The organism is Maribacter ulvicola (assembly GCF_900155985.1).
Taxonomy (GTDB): Bacteria; Bacteroidota; Bacteroidia; order Flavobacteriales; family Flavobacteriaceae; genus Maribacter; species Maribacter ulvicola.
Genome location: NZ_FTMA01000003.1, coordinates 69,537 through 88,894, shown reverse-complemented (window position 1 = coordinate 88,894; position 19,358 = coordinate 69,537). Strand labels below are relative to the sequence as shown.

At 35.6% G+C, this 19,358-nt stretch carries 16 protein-coding genes; 10 read left to right on the top strand and 6 right to left on the bottom strand.

From position 1 onward, the window contains the following. The gene (locus tag BW936_RS11190; protein ID WP_076548492.1) at nt 1-786 is read right to left on the bottom strand and encodes an SDR family oxidoreductase; all 786 of its coding nucleotides are present in this window, start codon (nt 784-786) and stop codon (nt 1-3) included. Nucleotides 787-840: 54 nt separating this feature from the next. Between BW936_RS11190 and BW936_RS11185 the strand changes: the two genes are divergently transcribed. From BW936_RS11185 to BW936_RS11165, 5 genes are all read left to right on the top strand, one after another. Then, nucleotides 841-1,893, top strand: a complete 1,053-nt coding sequence (locus BW936_RS11185) for an o-succinylbenzoate synthase (RefSeq protein ID WP_076548491.1) — start codon at nt 841-843, stop codon at nt 1,891-1,893. Then, nucleotides 1,884-2,831 (top strand): CPBP family intramembrane glutamic endopeptidase, encoded by a 948-nt coding sequence (locus tag BW936_RS11180; protein ID WP_076548490.1) that lies wholly within the window; start codon nt 1,884-1,886, stop codon nt 2,829-2,831. The genes BW936_RS11185 and BW936_RS11180 overlap by 10 nt, the downstream gene beginning before the upstream one ends. Before the next feature lie 3 nt (nt 2,832-2,834). Next, on the top strand, nt 2,835-3,905 hold the full coding sequence (locus BW936_RS11175; RefSeq protein ID WP_076548489.1) for an AMP-binding protein: 1,071 nt from the start codon (nt 2,835-2,837) through the stop codon (nt 3,903-3,905). 93 nt (nt 3,906-3,998) lie between these two features. Further along, nucleotides 3,999-6,080, top strand: a complete 2,082-nt coding sequence (locus tag BW936_RS11170; protein ID WP_076548488.1) for a vWA domain-containing protein — start codon at nt 3,999-4,001, stop codon at nt 6,078-6,080. A 97-nt stretch (nt 6,081-6,177) separates the two neighbouring features. After that, nucleotides 6,178-7,524, top strand: coding sequence for a M24 family metallopeptidase (locus tag BW936_RS11165; RefSeq protein ID WP_076548670.1), 1,347 nt, complete (start codon nt 6,178-6,180; stop codon nt 7,522-7,524). Nucleotides 7,525-7,806: 282 nt separating this feature from the next. Here BW936_RS11165 and BW936_RS11160 read toward each other — a convergent pair whose 3' ends face one another. Further along, nucleotides 7,807-9,435: an acyl-CoA carboxylase subunit beta gene (locus tag BW936_RS11160; protein ID WP_076548487.1), complete on the bottom strand. Its 1,629-nt coding sequence runs from the start codon at nt 9,433-9,435 to the stop codon at nt 7,807-7,809. 73 nt (nt 9,436-9,508) lie between these two features. On the opposite strand from BW936_RS11160, the gene BW936_RS11155 reads away from it, so the two are divergent. The 3 genes from BW936_RS11155 to ettA all read left to right on the top strand — a co-directional run bounded on the left by BW936_RS11155 (nt 9,509) and on the right by ettA (nt 12,491). Next, entirely contained in the window at nt 9,509-10,480 is a 972-nt protein-coding gene (locus BW936_RS11155; protein WP_076548486.1) for a Gfo/Idh/MocA family protein, read from the top strand. Nucleotides 10,481-10,556: 76 nt separating this feature from the next. Next, nucleotides 10,557-10,733 (top strand): CAL67264 family membrane protein, encoded by a 177-nt coding sequence (locus tag BW936_RS19745; protein WP_091904100.1) that lies wholly within the window; start codon nt 10,557-10,559, stop codon nt 10,731-10,733. A 66-nt stretch (nt 10,734-10,799) separates the two neighbouring features. Next, on the top strand, nt 10,800-12,491 hold the full coding sequence (gene ettA, locus BW936_RS11150) for an energy-dependent translational throttle protein EttA (RefSeq protein ID WP_076548485.1): 1,692 nt from the start codon (nt 10,800-10,802) through the stop codon (nt 12,489-12,491). A gap of 62 nt (nt 12,492-12,553) precedes the next feature. Here ettA and BW936_RS11145 read toward each other — a convergent pair whose 3' ends face one another. Both BW936_RS11145 and BW936_RS11140 read right to left on the bottom strand, forming a co-directional pair. Next, a complete protein-coding gene (locus BW936_RS11145; protein ID WP_076548484.1) occupies nt 12,554-13,375 on the bottom strand; it encodes an MBL fold metallo-hydrolase in 822 nt (273 codons plus the stop codon). Nucleotides 13,376-13,385: 10 nt separating this feature from the next. Further along, nucleotides 13,386-13,844, bottom strand: a complete 459-nt coding sequence (locus BW936_RS11140) for a GNAT family N-acetyltransferase (RefSeq protein ID WP_076548483.1) — start codon at nt 13,842-13,844, stop codon at nt 13,386-13,388. 155 nt (nt 13,845-13,999) lie between these two features. On the opposite strand from BW936_RS11140, the gene BW936_RS11135 reads away from it, so the two are divergent. Beyond that, nucleotides 14,000-14,887 carry a hypothetical protein gene (locus BW936_RS11135; protein ID WP_076548482.1) on the top strand — a complete coding sequence of 296 codons (888 nt, stop codon included), beginning with the start codon at nt 14,000-14,002 and terminating at the stop codon, nt 14,885-14,887. A gap of 66 nt (nt 14,888-14,953) precedes the next feature. Here the strand turns inward: BW936_RS11135 and fumC are convergent, their stop codons facing one another. After that, nucleotides 14,954-16,354, bottom strand: coding sequence for a class II fumarate hydratase (gene fumC / locus BW936_RS11130; RefSeq protein WP_076548481.1), 1,401 nt, complete (start codon nt 16,352-16,354; stop codon nt 14,954-14,956). Between the two features lie 174 nt (nt 16,355-16,528). Between fumC and BW936_RS19740 the strand changes: the two genes are divergently transcribed. After that, the gene (locus tag BW936_RS19740; protein ID WP_167368352.1) at nt 16,529-16,702 is read left to right on the top strand and encodes a hypothetical protein; all 174 of its coding nucleotides are present in this window, start codon (nt 16,529-16,531) and stop codon (nt 16,700-16,702) included. Nucleotides 16,703-16,861: 159 nt separating this feature from the next. On the opposite strand, the gene BW936_RS11120 is transcribed toward BW936_RS19740, so the two are convergent. Further along, complete coding sequence (locus BW936_RS11120) at nt 16,862-19,354, bottom strand: TonB-dependent receptor (protein WP_076548669.1); 2,493 nt, start codon at nt 19,352-19,354, stop codon at nt 16,862-16,864. Nucleotides 19,355-19,358 lie beyond the last annotated feature (4 nt).

Genomic DNA, 19,358 nt, shown 5'->3' with positions numbered 1-19,358 from the left:
TTACCTTACCTTACTGCTCATAACTACTTTGTGTAATAGTTTAGGGAAAAATCTTTTCAGGTAAATTCCAAACTTTTCTTTTCCACCTATGTAGGTTTCAAATCGTTTCTTTTTAATTGCTGAGATAATTTCTTTGGCACAGTCACTTACGGGCATTCCGTTTTTTGTTGCGTTATCTTCTTTTTGCAAAGCGGAGCCGTCACCGGTCAATGCATTTTTGGCAACATTTGTTTGAATGAACCCTGGGCAGATAATAGTAACATCAATATTGTCTTTTTCGTGTTCCATACGCAAAGCGTCAAAGAAGCCGTGTAAGGCATGTTTTGCACCACAGTATCCTGAACGATAAGGCGAAGAAAATTTACCCATTAAACTGGTAACAGTAACAAAATGACCGCTCTTTTGAGAAATGAAATAAGGTAAAACATGTTTTGTTAGATTTAGAGTACCTAGGTAATTAACGTTAATCATTTGTTGGTACACGTCAAATTTGGTATCAATGATGAGCGAGCGTTGACTTAGTCCGCCATTATTGACCAGAACATCAATATGTCCATAAAATGAAAAAGCTTTTTCCGTAATGTTTTCTAAGGATTCATAATGGGTTAAATCTAAAGGGAGTACCACTACATTATCTGGAAATTTACACTTGCTTTTAACACCACACAAGGCATTCTCTCGTCTTGCTGAAATAATTATTTTTGCACCTAGGGCATTAAATTGATATGCTAATGCCTCTCCAATACCAGAAGATGCTCCCGTAATCCAAATCACTTTATTCTCCATACTTATTTATCCATCGTATTTAAATTTAAAATATAACTAAATTTGAAGGATTATATGAAGGCAACATTTAAAAAGTATCTCCTAAATTTTAAAAATCCTAGCGGAACTTCCAGGGGGGTGCTACGTACCAAGGAAACATGGTTTTTGATTTTAGAGGAAGGTGATAAATGGGGAATTGGCGAATGCGGACTGTTTAGAGGTCTTAGTTATGATGATGTTCCTGAATATGAAGAGAAATGTGCTTCGGTAGCACAAAACATAAAGCAGGGAGAAAGCGAATTACTAAAACAGTTGCGGAATTTTCCCAGTATCCATTTCGGGGTAGAGCAAGCATTTATGTCGCTACGTTCTAAAAATCCTCTCCATCTTTTTGAATCTACTTTTTTAAATGACCAAAAACCGATTTCAATTAACGGTTTGGTGTGGATGGGTAATAAGGAATTTATGCATCAGCAAATAGAAGAAAAGCTAAAAAGCGGTTTCTCGTGTATTAAAATGAAAATTGGAGCTATAGATTTTGATGCGGAGATTGCGCTGCTAAAATCCATTAGAGCACGTTATTCAAAAGAAGATATCGAATTACGTGTAGATGCTAATGGAGCATTTACTCCACAAGAGGCTTTGTCCAAATTAGAAATTTTGTCAAAACTCCATTTGCATTCTATAGAACAACCAATTAAACAGGGACAATGGGAAGAGATGAAAGACCTTTGTGCAGCAACGCCTTTGCCAATTGCATTAGATGAGGAATTAATTGGTATAGTAGATGTAACAAAGAAGCAAGAGTTGCTACAAACTATACAGCCGCAGTATATTATTTTAAAGCCAAGTTTGGTAGGCGGTTTTGCAGGTAGTTATGAATGGATTAAAATTGCAGAAAAAAATAAAATAGGTTGGTGGGTTACCAGTGCATTAGAAAGTAATATAGGCTTGAATGCCATTGCGCAGTGGACTGCAACGTTAGGCAATGAAATGCCACAAGGTTTGGGTACGGGATCTTTATTTACCAATAATATTGATAGTCCGTTAGCAGTAATTGATGGGAGCTTGTCTTACGACAGCGCTAAAGAATGGAACAAAAATTTAATTGATAGTTTATGTATATAGAACAAGCGTATAAAGGTTTAATTGATAATTGGCGTTATTTAATAGGGTTGTTGCTTATTGTTGGCGTTTGGCAATTTTTAGGCTCTTTTCCGTTATTAGGAGCCTTAGCAGCTAAAGACGGGGGAATGTCTGCAATGATGAGTGGTGATATTGGTAGAATGTCAGAAGTTTTAGGGTCTAATACTTTTTTGTTTTTTATGCTTTTAACTTTTGTATTTGGACTAATAGCTGTTTTCCTGGTGGTGAAATATTTGCATAGACAATCCATTAAAAGCTTAACAACATCTAGAACAAAAGTAGATTGGAAAAGAATCTTTTTTTCTTTCTTTCTTTGGGCATCAATATCTGTACTTTTTGTTTTTATAGATATCTACTTTTCACCAGAGGATTATGCATACAACTTTCAATTGGTTCCTTTTATAACTTTAGCGGTGATTGCCATAGCTATGATACCGCTGCAGACCAGTATGGAAGAGTACTTTATGCGAGGCTATATGATGCAAGGTTTAGGTATACTGACCAAAAATAGATGGTTTCCATTGGTATTTACCTCTTTGTTGTTTGGGATGCTCCATATAATGAACCCAGAAGTAGATAAACTGGGTTATGGTATCATGGTGTTTTATATAGGTACAGGTCTGTTTTTGGGTATTATCACCTTAATGGATGAAGGTTTGGAATTGGCAATTGGTTTTCATGCTGCCAACAATTTAACCGCGGCACTTTTAGTTACTGCAGATTGGACGGCGTTTAGTGTAGATTCTTTATATAGGGATATTTCAGAACCAATTCTTGGTTGGGATATGTTAGTGCCTGTATTTGTTGTGTTTCCTATTTTGTTAATCATTTTTTCAAAAAAATATGGTTGGACCAATTGGAAAGAAAAATTAACCGGTAAGGTTTTGGCTGAAGAAGAATTTTTTAAGCTAGATAATTAAGCAATGAATAAACATGCTGTTCATCCTAGTTTTTCTATTCATGGTAGAACAATTTCTTTTAATGACCTTACAGAAGTTAGTTATAGTCTAATTAAAGAGGGAGAAGAATTTGAAAAGCAGATAGGGGAATTCCTTTTAAATTGGACGGATGACTCTGAAACTATAACTGTAAAAACCTCAGGTTCTACAGGTGCTCCAAAGACTATTCTGTTAAAGAAGGAACAAATGATAAATAGCGCTTTGGCAACAGGTAGCTATTTTAATTTGAAATCTAGGTCTACGGCTTTGTTGTGTTTGCCGGCTACATATATTGCTGGTAAAATGATGTTGGTTAGAGCCATGGTTTTAGGTTTGGATATTCATTTTCTGCCACCAAGTTCAAATCCGTTGGAGGGTGTGAAAGAATTTTTCGATTTTGGGGCAATGGTGCCTATGCAAGTAGGTAACTCTTTGTCTCAGTTACATCAAATTAGAAATTTGATTATTGGTGGAGCTCCTATTTCTACTTCGTTAAGAGAAGAATTAAAAAGCATTTCAAATAATAGTTACGAGACCTATGGTATGACGGAGACCATAACGCATATGGCTGTAAAACTTATAAATAGCGGAGCAGTGGAGGGTAGTCCGTTTTTAGTTTTGCCAGATGTAGAGATCTCTATAGATGATAGAAGTTGTTTGGTAATCAATGCTCCAAAGATTTCAGATGAAACTGTAGTTACCAATGATGTTGTTGAATTGGTTTCTAAATCGGAATTTCAATGGTTAGGCAGATTTGATAATGTTATAAATTCTGGTGGAATTAAATTTAGTCCAGAGCAGATAGAGGCTAAAATTTCCAATATTTTAGACCAACCTTTTTTTATTACTTCTTTACCAGATAAAAAACTGGGCGAGCAATTAGTATTGGTTATAGAAGGTAAAGTGAAAGAGAACGATGTGTTGAAGAAAATTACTTCAAGTCCGCTTTTGTCTAAGTACGAAGTGCCACGTCAAATTAAAACTATTCCGGTATTCTTAAGAACAGATAGCGGAAAGGTGAAGCGGAAAGAAACTATGACCTTATTGAAGTCATAACTTCCCTCATTCTAAAGTGTCCTTCCCTCATTTTTCGTTTTTTAAAAGCTTCTTTCTTAATAGGTTTATTGCTCAAACTTTAAACCAATTATTATGAAAAATGCAACTTTCTTATATTTTCTGTTCAGTAGTATGCTGTTGTCTTCGCAACAAGTTAAAATTAGTGGTACTGTTTCTGATGATGCAGGGAACCCTATGCCTGGTGTAAATGTTATGGAAAAAGGAACAACCAATGGTACTCAAACAGATTTTGATGGACACTATGCTATAACAGTATCAGAAGGTGCTGAATTATCATTTTCATATATAGGTTGTAAAAATCTAATTGTAAAGATCAGGGAATCGGCAATTGTTAATGTGTCACTTGAAGAAGATCTTCAAATGTTAGAAGAAATAGTGGTGACTGGGTATGGTATTCAGAAGCGTCGTCATGTTCCCGGTTCAGTTGCAATGGTTAATATGCAATCTCCCCAATCTAATATTAGTAAAATCTTGCAAGGTAGCGTTAGTGGCGTTCAAATTCGTGGAGTAGGTGCTGTAGAAAATAAAAGTGTTGGAACTAAAGCGAAAAGTCCTTTGTATATTGTTGATGGTATTCCTATTAAAAAGCAATACAATTCAATTGTTCAAAGCTTAAAAAGTGAAAATATTGATAGTAGAAAAGAACTTAATGCTTCTGAAGCGAAAAGTCTGTATGGGTCTAATGCCAAGTTTGGCTGCATTGTAATACATACCGTTAAAGGAAATTATGTAATTGAAGAAGACGATAATTATGCGCAAATTACAGAAAATCAATTTCAGAATGTAGGTGTTAAACCTTTGTCTACTTTTTCAATAGATGTCGACAAAGCGGCATACAGCAATATTAGAAGATTCATAAATAATGGAAAAGACGTTCCTGTAGATGCGGTTAAGATTGAAGAAATGATAAATTACTTTGATTATGACTATCCGCAACCAACAGATGAACATCCTTTTTCTGTAAACACAGAGGTAGCGCAAACTCCTTGGAATATAGATACAAAATTAGTGCGCATTGGTTTGCAAGGAAAAGAATACTTGAATGAAGAATTACCGGCATCTAATCTTACTTTTCTTATAGATGTTTCAGGTTCTATGTCTGCAGGTAATAAATTGCCGCTATTGAAATCCGCATTTAAACTATTGGTAAATCAATTGAGAGAAAAAGACAGGGTTTCTATTGTGGTGTATGCAGGTGCTGCCGGCGTTGTGTTAGCGCCTACATCTGGTAACAATAGAGAGAAAATCATGAGCGCTCTAAATAATTTAGAAGCTGGCGGTTCTACAGCTGGTGGAGAAGGCATTGAATTAGCCTACAAATTGGCTGAGAAACATTTTAAGAAAAATGGTAATAATAGAGTGATATTGGCAACAGATGGCGATTTTAATGTTGGGCTGTCCAGTGATAAAGACATGGAAGATTTGATTGTTGAAAAACGTAAGTCAGGAGTGTTTCTTTCTGTACTAGGTTTTGGAATGGGTAACTACATGGATGCTAAGTTGGAAACTTTAGCAGATAAAGGGAACGGAAATCATGGTTACATAGATACTATGCAAGAAGCTCAGAAATTATTTGGCAAGGAGTTTGGTGGTACTTTGTTTACCATTGCAAAAGATGTAAAATTACAGATAGAGTTTAATCCTGCTAAAGTAAAATCGTATCGACTAATTGGTTACGAAAATAGATTGTTGGCAGATGAAGATTTTATTGATGATACCAAAGATGCAGGTGAGTTGGGTAGCGGACATAAGGTAACTGCCCTGTATGAGATAATAGAGAAAGGGGTATCATCAACATATGATAAAGAAGTACCAGTATTAAAGTATACCAATACTTCTAGCAATTCAGGGTTTTCTGATGAGTTGTTTACCGTGAAATTCAGATATAAAAAGCCAGATGGTAATAAGAGTATAGAACTAGTACACGTTCAAAATGCAAATGCTCAAGAAATGTCTAAAGATTTTCAATTCACCGCAGCCGTTGCCTTATTCGGTCAGCAATTACGAAAGTCCGCATTTATAAATAAAACATCTTTTGATGATGTTATTGAATTGGCGGAGAACGGTAGGGGTGAAGACAAAAACGGATACAGAGCAGAATTTATCAGGTTGGTTAAAAGCATGAATGAGAAATTGGTAACAGATAACTATTGATTTTATTCAGATTATAAAAGTCAATTGATTTGCGGGGAATAGTTTATTTCAAATGTGGGTTATTTTGTATTTTCAAGGTTTAAACCAAACTATACTCATGAAAAAACTATTCCTTTTGGTATGCCTAATTTTTATAGGTGAAATTAATGCTCAGCAAATTTTAAATGAAAAAGAAAGAGCAAAGGTAATTGATGAAATTTTAGACGATCGTTTCAATAATTTGCTTCCTAAACTTATGGATGCCGCTGACCTTGATATGTGGGTAGTAATTTCACGGGAATACAATGAGGATCCGGTTATTAAAACAATGCTTCCGGCTACGTGGTTGAATGCTCGTAGAAGAACTATTTTATTGTTTTATAGAGATAAGGCAAAGAATACGATAGAGAAGTTGGCTGTAGCCCGTTATAATGTGGGTAAGAATATTGTTTCTGCTTGGGATAAGAAGAAAGAACCAAATCAGTGGACGCGATTAATGCAATTGATATCAGAAAGAAATCCGAAGAAGATCGGACTCAATTATTCTACAGATCATAATATTGCAGATGGTTTGGTGAAGACAGATTATGAAGAGTTTATGGCTAATCTGCCTAAAAAATATACTTCAAAAGTGACTTCAGCAGAACAACTAGCTGTTCGTTGGATTGAAACAAGGTCCGAACGCGAAATGGTTATTTATGATCAATTAGTAGATATTACACATGATATTATTGAGGAGGCTTTTTCAGAGAAAGTAATTACGCCCGGTGTTACAACAACCTCAGATGTGGTATGGTGGATGCGCCAAAAAGTGACCGATTTAGGGTTGGAAACTTGGTTTCACCCAACCGTGGATGTTCAAAGAAGTGAGAAGGGTAAAAAAAGCGAATTCTATTCCTTTGCAAATAAGCCTGATGATATGGTAATTCTACCGGGAGATCTGGTGCATTGCGATTTTGGTATTACTTATTTGCGCTTAAATACAGACTGTCAAGAATTGGCGTATGTTTTAAAGCCAGAAGAAACTTCGGCACCCGACTTTTTAATCAACGGGTTAAAAGATGGAAACAAATTACAAGATTTTTTGACTTCGAACATGATCAAGGGACGAACCGGAAATGAGATTCTGGCAAAATCATTAGGTGAGGCAGAAGCTGCGGGATTAAAACCAGCTATTTATACGCATCCTTTAGGCTCTTATGGGCATTCTGCAGGTACTACAATTGGTATGTGGGATTCTCAAGGTGGAGTTATGAAAGATGATGGTGAGAACTATCCATTAAACCCAAATACCGTATATGCCATTGAATTAAATACCACGGTTAATATTCCTGAATGGGATAGAGGTATCCGTATCATGCTTGAAGAAGCCGGCTTTTACGGCGAAGAGGGTTTTAGGTATGTTAATGGTAGACAGACAGAACTTTTATTGATACCAAGAGTAAAAGGGCATCAGGGTAATTAAATTATATCATCTACATTAACAAAACTCTTTAAACTCGGTCTACGTAATGTAAATCAGCAATTGTTTTCAGTATCAAATGCTGAAAGTATGGTTGCTAATTAAACTCGATCATCGAGATTTATATTTAAGCGGACTTGCTCCGAGCTTCTTTGCTTTTTTACATAAATAATAAAACTATAAACGTTTAGATATTTAAATACCCACAATACGTTTTAAGTGTATTGTGGGTATTTTTTTATTTATCTATATAGATTAATAATCTCTTAATTACTTCCGTTTACATTAAACCTGCAAAACGCCCATATTAAAAGGCTTCTCTATCGGCGCATGGTCAGCAGCCTCTATACCCATTGATATCCATTTACGGGTGTCTTTTGGGTCTATGATAGCATCGGTCCATAGTCTTGATGCTGCGTAATATGGGGAAACTTGATTGTCATAACGCTTCTTGATTTTATCGAAAAGCTCGGTTTCTTTTTCTTCAGTAATAGTTTCACCTTTCTTTTTCAAAGAAGCTTTTTCAATTTGTAATAATACTTTGGCAGCAGAGTTTCCGCTCATTACCGCTAGTTCTGCGCTTGGCCAAGCAACAATTAACCTTGGGTCATAAGCTTTACCGCACATGGCATAGTTTCCGGCTCCGTAGCTATTTCCTATGACGATGGTGAATTTTGGAACGACGGAGTTACTTACCGCATTAACCATTTTAGCACCATCTTTTATAATACCACCATGTTCACTTTTACTACCTACCATAAAACCGGTTACATCTTGTAGAAAGACTAACGGAATCTTCTTTTGATTACAGTTGGCTATGAATCGGGTAGATTTATCTGCGGAGTCGGAGTAGATTACTCCGCCAAATTGCATTTCACCTTTTTTGGTTTTTACAACTTTTCTTTGATTAGCAACGATACCAACAGCCCAACCATCTATTCGTGCATATCCGGTAAGAATGGTTTGTCCGTAGCCAGCTTTGTATTCTTCAAATTCAGAATCGTCTACCAAGCGCTTAATGATTTCCATCATATCGTATTGCTCAGCCCTAGAGCTAGGTAGTATTCCGTAAATATCATCCGGATTTTCTTTTGGCTTCATGCTTTTCTTACGGTTGTATCCGGCTTTAGGGAAATCGCCGATTTTATCCATAATGTTCTTTATGGTATCTAAAGCAGCTGCATCATCTTTCGCTTTATAATCAGTTACTCCGCTAATTTCACAGTGTGTGGTGGCTCCGCCTAAAGTTTCATTATCAATACTTTCTCCAATAGCCGCTTTTACCAAATAGCTACCTGCCAAAAATATACTTGCAGTTTTATCTACGATTAAAGCTTCATCGCTCATAATTGGTAAATAAGCACCACCGGCAACACAACTGCCCATAACGGCAGAAATTTGAGTAATACCCATACTGCTCATAATGGCATTGTTTCTAAATATGCGACCAAAGTGTTCTTTATCAGGGAAAATCTCATCTTGTAAAGGCAAGTACACTCCCGCGCTATCTACTAGGTAAATTATAGGAAGTTTATTCTCAATAGCTATTTCTTGTGCCCTTAAATTCTTTTTTGCGGTAATAGGAAACCATGCTCCGGCTTTTACGGTTGCATCATTGGCAACTACAATACACTGCTTGCCTTGCACATAGCCAATTTTAATAACGACTCCGCCAGAAGGGCAGCCGCCATGTTCTTCATACATTCCTTCTCCAACAAAGGCTCCTATTTCTATTTGTTCTGATTTTGGATCTAAAAGATAATCAATACGTTCTCTGGCTGTCATTTTACCTTGATCGTGCTGCTTGGCTATTTTGGCTTTTCCTCCGCCTAAATAAACTTCGTTTAACTTTCTTCTAAGGTCTGATAATAACAACTTATTCCTATCTTCGTTTTGATTGAATTTTAAATCCATTCTCTATAATTTCTTTTTCTTCGGATAAAGATAAGGAGTTAATTTTGGTGTTTATGCAACAAAAACAAAAAGTATGATAAAGTGGGGTATTGTAGGGGCAGGTAACATTGCACATAGTTTTTCAAAAGATTTGGCATTGGTTGATGGCGGTAAATTGGTTTCGGTAGCATCTAGAAGTATAGATAAAGCCCAGGCTTTTGCCAATGAATATGGTGCGCCAAATGCTTATGGTAGTTATGAAGAACTATTTCATAGCGGTACGGTTGATATTATTTATTTGGCAACGCCACATACATCACATGCAGATTTAAGCATTGCTGCAATGAAGGCAGGTAATGCGGTATTATGTGAAAAGCCTATGGGTGTCAATAAGCCAGAAGTGGAGCAAATGATAGCCGTTGCCAAAGAAAATAATGTTTTTTTGATGGAGGCTTTATGGTCAAGATTTAACCCTACCATTGTAAAAGTAAAAGAATTAGTAGATAATGGTACTATAGGTGATATTGGATATTTACATTCAGATTTTGCTTTTTACGCTTTGAATAGGGATGAAGAGGGAAGGTTATTGAATCCTGATCTTGCTGGTGGGTCTTTATTGGACATAGGTATCTATCCAATATTTTTAGCATATGTAATGTTAGGAAAACCTAAGGATATAAAAGCAACTGCCAATTTTTACAAAACAGGTGTGGAGATGCAGTGCAGTATGATTTTTAATTATGACAATGCTCAAGCCATCTTATATAGCGGACTTAACTCTGATTCTGAAAAAAAGGCTGAAATTGCCGGAAGTAAAGGAACTATTTTTTTACATCCTAGATGGCATGAAACTACGGGCTATACACTGATAAAAGATGGTGAGACTTCCTCAAATGAAGTAGGGAAAAGAGGAAAAGGGTATGTGCATGAAATTGAAGAAGTTCATGATTGTTTAAATTCTGGAAAAAAAGAGAGTGATATGTGGAGCCATCAAAATAGTCTTGATTTAGTAGAGATTATGGATTCCGTTCGTAAAAAGACAGGAATTGTGTTTCCGTTTGAATAATAGGAGGGGTAATACTGGGCAAATGTCTTAAAAATTCCGATATTTGATGTTAGCTTAAATTTTAATTGATTCGAAAATGAACAAGAATACAGTGCTCTCTTGGGCAACTTTTATTATGATTTTTGTAGGTCTAGCGCTAATTGCATTAGGTGCTTTTCGCTATGATGATGTTGCAGGTTGGGGTTTTGCATCCGTAGGTATAGGTTTTTTTGCTATTGCTTGGGTGTTCAACGCACTTAAAGGTAGAGTATAACATATTTTTAGAACCGACAGTGAATTCTTCTGTTAGGTTTTAATTTTCACTAAACACTATAATTTTATGTCAGACGATAAGAAGGTAATCTTCTCCATGTCAGGAGTTACGAAAACCTATAAAAATGCGAATACTCCAGTTTTAAAGAATATATACTTAAGCTTTTTCTACGGTGCTAAAATCGGGATCTTAGGTTTAAACGGTTCTGGTAAATCTACTTTGCTAAAGATAATTGCAGGAGTTGATAAAAACTTTCAAGGTGATGTAGTTTTTTCTCCAGGTTACAAAGTTGGATATTTGGAACAAGAACCTGAATTGGATGAGAACAAAACCGTATTGGAAATTGTTAAGGAAGGTGTGGCCGAAACGGTAGCTATTCTTGATGAGTACAATAAGATAAACGACATGTTCGGTCTTCCTGAAGTTTATGAAGATGCCGATAAAATGCAGAAGTTGATGGATCAACAAGCTGTGTTGCAGGATAAAATTGATGCTGCAAACGCTTGGGAACTGGATACCAAGTTAGAAATAGCCATGGATGCTTTACGTACTCCGGATCCAGAGAAGAAAATTGCTGTGCTTTCCGGTGGTGAAAGAAGAAGGGTAGCTTTATGTAGATTACTGCTTCAAGAACCAGAGATTTTATTATTGGATGAACCTACCAACCACTTAGATGCAGAATCTGTACATTGGTTAGAGCATCATTTGGCGTCTTACAAAGGAACGGTAATTGCCGTAACACACGATAGATATTTCTTGGATAATGTTGCCGGTTGGATTTTAGAATTGGATAGAGGGGAAGGTATTCCTTGGAAAGGGAATTACTCTTCTTGGTTAGATCAAAAGTCTAAACGTATGGCTCAAGAAAGTAAAACAGCCTCCAAAAGGCAAAAAACTCTTGAGCGAGAGCTTGATTGGGTACGCCAAGGTGCAAAAGGTAGACAAACAAAACAAAAAGCACGTCTTAAGAACTATGATAAGTTAATGAGTCAAGATCAAAAACAACTTGACGAAAAACTGGAAATCTACATTCCAAACGGACCCCGTTTGGGTACCAATGTTATTGAAGCAAAGGGAGTAAGTAAAGCTTATGATGATAAGTTACTATACGAAGACTTGAACTTTAAATTACCCCAAGCAGGTATTGTTGGTATTATTGGACCAAACGGTGCTGGTAAGACTACTATTTTTAGAATGATCATGGGCGAAGAAACTCCTGATAAAGGAGAGTTTGAAACCGGTGAGACTGCAAAAATTGCATATGTAGATCAGAGTCACTCTAATATTGATCCCGAAAAAACCATTTGGCAGAATTTTAGTGATGAGCAAGAATTGGTGATGATGGGTGGTAAGCAAGTGAACTCTCGTGCTTACTTGAGCAGGTTTAATTTCTCAGGTAGTGAGCAGAACAAAAAAGTGAATATGCTTTCTGGTGGTGAACGTAACCGTTTGCACTTGGCAATGACCTTAAAAGAGGAAGGAAACGTTCTACTTTTAGATGAGCCTACCAATGATTTAGATGTGAATACGCTACGTGCCTTAGAAGAAGGTTTAGAAAACTTTGCAGGTTGTGCCGTAGTAATCTCGCATGATAGATGGTTTTTAGATCGTATCTGTACACACATTTTAGCTTTTGAAGGTGATTCTCAAGTATATTTCTTTGAAGGTTCTTTCTCTGATTACGAAGAGAACAAGAAAAAACGATTGGGCGGAGATTTGATGCCAAAACGAATTAAGTACAAGAAATTAATTAGATAGTATTTTATATAAAGAAAAAGCCCGCAATTGCGGGCTTTTTTATTTTAAGCTAACAGCTAAAATTAGTATTCTTCATTAGGGTACCAATCTAACTGTATCACCTCAATATCTTGATTTCCTGCATCAACCAACTGCTTAAATTTTGCAACATCACTTACGTCTGGCTTGCCTCTGTAATGATAAGGGTAAACTTGTTTTGGTTTAAAGTCTAACACGGCGGCAGCGGCACTTTCTTCTGTCATGGTATATGGTAAGTTCATACATACAAAAGCTTTGTCTATATTTTTTAAAGAACGCATTTCAGGAATATCCTCGGTGTCACCAGAGAAGTAAATACGCTGATTGTCAATTGTAAGAACATAACCGTTGCCGCGTCCTTTTTCATGAAATTTCAAAGCCTCTTTTCTAAGATTGTACATTGGTATAGCTTCTATAATAATCTCGCTAAGTTCTTTACTGGTGCCATTTGTCATAATTACCAATTGCTCATTAAATTTTTGAGGTAATTCATCTGCAACCGCTTGTGGTACTACAAATGTTGCGTTAGTAGTGTTTAGGGCATTTAAAGTCTCTACATTTAAATGATCCCCGTGTATATCGGTAATCAATATTACAGTAGGGTTCTTTTGACCCTCAAAAGCAGCAGCTCCGCCAACAGGGTCAATGTAAATAACAAGATCTTTCCATTCTATGACTGCAGTGGCATGTGCTATTGGAATGATTTCAATGTCTTCGGACTTGCGCTCATTTGTTATTTCAGCTACCGATTTGTTTTCTTCGATCCTTATTGAAGGGTCTAATTCGTGCGCTGTTTTATTGGCATCTTTACATGAAAACGCCATGATTTCTACAAATAGTAAAATCAGTAATTTAAATATTCTCATTCTGTTATGTTTAAAGTGTTAGTTCCATTTTGATATTAGATCGAAGGTACTCCATATTATGCTCTAGAGGAACGTTAATAAATCCGTATTTTTTATAAATATGGAGTGCGATCTTTAATTTTGTACTAGAGTATAAATCAAGTACTTTCCAGTTTTTATTCTTTGAGAAGTTAATGGCGTATTCTAACATTTTTTGACCAATTTTTAACCCTTGATAGGTTTTGTCAACAGCCATTTTTCCCAATTCAAAACGATGCTCTGTTTTTTTGATTAATGCAAAGCATCCTACGGGTATGTCATTCCACAATCCTATAAAGATATAACCACCTTGATCGATAATAGTAGATTGACTATGTTCCAAGAGCTCTTTATCTTTTTCTTCAACTTCAAAATGTTCCGTTATCCAAGCTATATTCAAATCTCTAAAGATTTGAGTATATTTAGGCGTGTAAGGTACTATGGTAAGCATAGCTTTTAAAGGTAAGTTACAGTAATGATCTTAGAAATAACATATTAGATACGTCTTTACTAAGTTAAATAAATTATTTTAACATTAAAAAATCTAAAATTTCAATTAACACGTATATAAACTGAACAAACAGACACTTTATTAAATTTAAAATTATGACTGAAACAAAAAATAACAATGGTTTAAAAGTTTTGACCGCTCTTTTAGGTGTTGTGCTTTTAGGTACTATCATTTACACCGTAAGTCTTTACCAAGATAAAAAGAAGACCGAAGTTGTTCTTTCAAAAGAGAAAGAATTGGTAGTTGAGGATTTAAATAGTTTAAAATCTGAATATGATAAGGCTATTTTAGAAAGTAATGCTACTAATGAAGAGTTAGTTAGTGCAAGGGATAATATTGCAAAATATATAGACTCTGTAAAAACGATGAAAGCGGATATAGGATCCTTATCTAGATACAGAAGGCAAGTTGGTGTTCTTAAGGCTGAAAGAGAGCAACTATTAAAGCAAGTAGATTCTTTAACACGTTCTAATACGGCAATTGCTATGCAGCGTGATAGTACTTACGTTGAATTGGAAAAGCAAACAGTTTTTAATGATTCTCTTGTAGTACAGAACACAAATTTGGCTCAGGTTGTTGAGAAAGGTTCTGCTTTGAACTTATCTAAATTCAATGTAGATGCGGTAAAAGAACGTAATAGTGGTAAATTAGTTTCAACACAAAGAGCTAGGGCAACTGACAAATTTAAAATTTGTTTTACAGTAGCTGATAACGTAATTGCACAAGCTGGTGATAGAGAGTTTTTCTTAGAAGTTTTAGACCCTCAAGGTAACGTACTTGGTGGTAGCAACTCTTTAACAAATGATAACGGAGCTTCTATTACTTACAGTAAGCAAACAGGTTTCTACTATGAGAACAAGTCTTTAGATGTATGTGATTATATCAGTAAGCCTTCTGGTGATTTTCAAGATGGAAATTATATGGTAAACGTATATGACGACCAATTAAAATTATTGGGTACTTCTAAATTTATGTTGAAGTAATAGTTTTAAAAATATAATAGAAAAGGCGACCAATTGGTCGCCTTTTCTTATTTGTGAGAGTGGTATTTAGTCTTTTAAGCTACCTACCATATTTTCAGGTTTTACCCATTCGTCATAATCTTCTGCTGATACATATCCTAAATTAACTGCTTCCTCTTTTAAAGTTGTACCGTTCTTGTGTGCGGTATTTGCAATTTCTGCGGCTTTGTAATAACCAATTTTAGTATTTAAAGCAGTAACCAACATGAGAGAGTTATTCAATAATTGCTTAATAACTTCATGATTTGGTTCTATGCCGGCAGCACAATGCTCTTCAAAACTTACACAGGCATCGCCAATTAACTGTGCAGACTGTAAAATGTTTGCAGCCATCATAGGCTTAAAAACGTTTAACTCATAATGACCTTGGGTGCCACCAACGCTAACGGCAACATCATTACCCATAACTTGTGCGCAAACCATAGTTAGTGCTTCACACTGCGTAGGATTCACTTTTCCTGGCATTATAGAACTACCAGGTTCATTTGCCGGAATAATGATCTCACCAATACCTGAACGAGGACCAGAGGCCATCATTCTAATATCGTTAGCTATTTTATTTAAGGAAACCGCTAATTGTTTTAATGCGCCATGACTTTCCACAATGGCGTCATGTGCAGCAAGGGCTTCAAACTTATTTTCAGCAGTGATAAATGGTAATTTTGTAAAATCAGCAATGTATTTTGCTACTAGAACATCGTATCCTTCAGGTGTGTTTAGTCCGGTTCCCACCGCAGTTCCGCCTAAAGCCAATTCGCTTAAATGGGCAAGTGTATGGTTCAAAGCTTTTAAACCATGGTCTAATTGAGATACGTAACCTGAAAATTCTTGACCTAAGGTCAGGGGAGTGGCATCCATTAAATGCGTACGGCCAATTTTAACTACATTCTTGAATTCAACAGCTTTTTTCTGAAGTGTATCTCTTAATTGAGTTACGCCGGGTATGGTAACTTCAACAATCTTTTTATAGGCAGCTATATGCATACCGGTAGGAAAGGTGTCATTTGATGATTGTGACTTATTGACATCATCATTTGGTTGAATGGTTTTTTCACCTTCGCCGATCACTTTACCTGCAATTTCATGGGCTCTATTGGCAACTACTTCATTAACGTTCATATTACTTTGGGTGCCAGACCCCGTTTGCCATATTACTAAAGGAAATTGGTCATCATGTTTACCTTCTAAAATTTCATCGCAAACAGTGGCGATCAAGTCTCTTTTTTCAGCAGCCAAAACACCAAGTTCACAATTTGCATATGCAGCAGATTTTTTCAAATAGGCAAAACCATAAACGATATCCAAAGGCATGGATGCAGCAGGACCTATTTTAAAATTATTACGGGAGCGTTCTGTTTGTGCTCCCCAATATTTGTCTTTGGGTACTTCTACATTACCCATGGTATCTTTTTCGATTCTGAACTCCATAATCTTATTAATTTATATGAATCTTAAGTTAACTTATTTATATCCCTTCAAAAATAAGGTTTACATTTATTTTTATGGTGACAACTTTGTTGCGAAAAGTAAAATTATTTTTTGCAGAACGTTTGCAAAAAATAATTGGTTTATGGTATCTTTGTAATATATAAGCAAGAAGATATGTTTGATTTTGACCAATATTTAGGATTTTTAGCTTTTTTAACCATATTAACTATAGGTTTTTGGCTAATGATGTTTTTGTTATTATTTGTTGTCCCTTACTGGTTAGGTGGTAACATTAAAGAATTATTAAAAGAAAGAAGCGACAAGAAAAAAGCCGCACGAGAAGCATAGATTAGAATCCTATCTTAAGACGAGTTCTCTAAGTAAAGAATTAAAAATTTTATTTAAATTTCCACGCAAGCGCTGGAGTGTTTAAATCTTTATTTTTAAGTATAGCATAAAAAAAAAGAAGCCAATTGGCTTCTTTTTTTATGTCTTGTCTTTTCTATTTTATCCTTCAATTTCTTCTCCACCTTCATCACCACCATTTCCTCTTGAACCTTTATTACGTTCCTTTGGTTGGTTAAAACGATATACAAAGCCCATGGTTATTTGGCGCTTTCTCCATTGAAATTCACTGTTTGATGTAAAAAACTCTGTTTCTGTATAAGAGCTTCTTTTTCTAGAGTTCAAAAGGTCGCTTACATTAAGAGAAAGTGTACCGTTGTCATTTAAAATATCTTTACTAAAGGCTAAATTCAATGAGAATATACCCTCGTTTTCAGTTTGTGCCGTAGAAGATGGTCCTCTATAAAATGCATTTGTTTGCCAGTCAATTTTTGCGGGTAATGATACTTTAGAGCTAAATCTTCCAAACCAACTGGTGTTAGTAGTACCGTAGTCTACACCGTTAAATATACCTTCGGTTGAAAATCTGAAAAAATTAAAGCTTGAATTTAATCGCAACCATTTGGCAGGGGAGTACATCATACCGGCCTCTACGCCCAAGCGATCATTTGTAGAAAGATTAATTGGTATGGTTCTTATTATTTCAATACCATCAGTAGTTGTTTGTCCGGTTTCTTCTTGTACTCTTTCAAATGAGTCTGTCTCTTTTTGATAGTAGATAGATGACGTTAAGGTTACTTTATCCCATCGTTTTAGGTATCCTAAATCAAAAGCATTAGAAAACGCAGGATTTAAATCTGGATTACCTTGAAAGATATTAGTTCTGCTTGATCGAGATGGAAACGGATTTATAAACCATCCTCTAGGTCTATTTATCCTTCTATTGTAGCCTAATGAAATGTTTTCGTTCTCTGCAAGTTCATATATGAAATTTACAGTAGGGAAAAGACCCAAATAGTTCTTGTCAAAATTAACGTCGACATCTACACCTAATTGTTCTTCAAGTTCACTAGTATCATACTCAGAATCTAATTGGCCTTTTAGTTGTGTATTCTCTAAACGAAGCCCTAGTAAGAAAGAAAAGTTACCAATCTTATTTCCATATTGTGTGTAAACAGCATTTACATTTTCATTATAGGTAAATATATTGGTAAGATTCTTGTTGATATCAAATTGACCTGTTTCTTGATTTAAGGAATCTAACCTGTAATTTGTTACCTCTTCTTCAAAAGTACCGCGATAACCAACTTCAAACTGCGCATCTCCTAATGGTAATACATAATCGGCTTGTGCTAAGTATTCATTTTTAGATTCGGTTTCAAAGACATTTTCTAAAACGAGTAAATTTTCGTTAGGAATAGTATTTTTTTCTTCAATAACGGAAAGCTTAGTCTCTTCTCCATTAGAGTACTGTAAGTCTACAGTTAATTTTTGGCCGTCGTCGTCAAGATCATTAACATAGTTTAATGAAAACTGGTAATTGTCATCATCTTCATTCTCGTCTTCCGTTCTATAAGTTTCGCTATTTAATAGATTGCTTACAAATCTTTGGTTGGTATTATCTGTTTCATCTTCACTTTTAGAAGTTCTATAGAAAACACTACCGGTTATAGAAGATTGTTCAGTCAAGAAGTATTCTAAGCCTAAGTTGGTATTGAACCCTTTTCTTAATCTATTATATGCTCTGTCTTCTATAATCCTATCAAAACTACCAGAAGAATAGGTGTTGTCAAAAAATGCGTTGCCCGGTGCGTCCCTATAACTATATCCTGTAGTATTGAATAAATTGAATTTATCTGTTCTTAAATTGGCATTGACAGAAATACCACTGTTAACAGGGTAGCCAATGGTGGTATTGACAGAGCCGTTAAAACCAAGTGTTTTTTCTTTTTTAAGTACAATGTTTAAAATACCAGCGGTGCCTTCGGCATCATATCGTGCAGACGGACTTGTTATTACCTCTACTTTTTCAATAGCATCTGCAGGAAGTTGTGTAAGGGCATCGGTAGATCCAAAACCTGCCAGTGCAGATGGTTTTCCGTTAATTAGTATTCTAACGTTTTCATTTCCTCGTAAACTAATAGAGCCTTCAACATCTACATCAACAGATGGTACATTGTTTAAGGCGTCGGTTATGGTTGCACCACTATTAGTTAAATCTTTACCAATATTATAGATTTTTTTATCTAAACGAACCTCTACCGTAGTTTTCTCACCTACAACCTCTACGGCTTCTAGTTGCGCTACGTCCAATGCAAGTTTAATGGTACCTAGGTCTTTAGACTCTGTAATAGTTTGATTGGGTAATTGGTAGGTTTTATAGGAAATATATTCAATAGAGATATTGTATTTTCCAGGGGTAGCTTCAACTTTGAAATTTCCGTCTATATCTGTAATGCCACCAGTAATTTGATCTGGGTTGTTTACGCTTTGCAATACTAAGGTGGCATATTCTAACGGTAGGTTATCATCTTTATCCAAAACCTTTCCGCTAATGACAATTGGACCTCTTTCCCGGTCTCCTCCCGGTCTTTGACTATGTGTGTAATTGAATGATAGTGTAAGGAGTAGGAGTAAAGGGAAAAGTTTTTTCATTAAT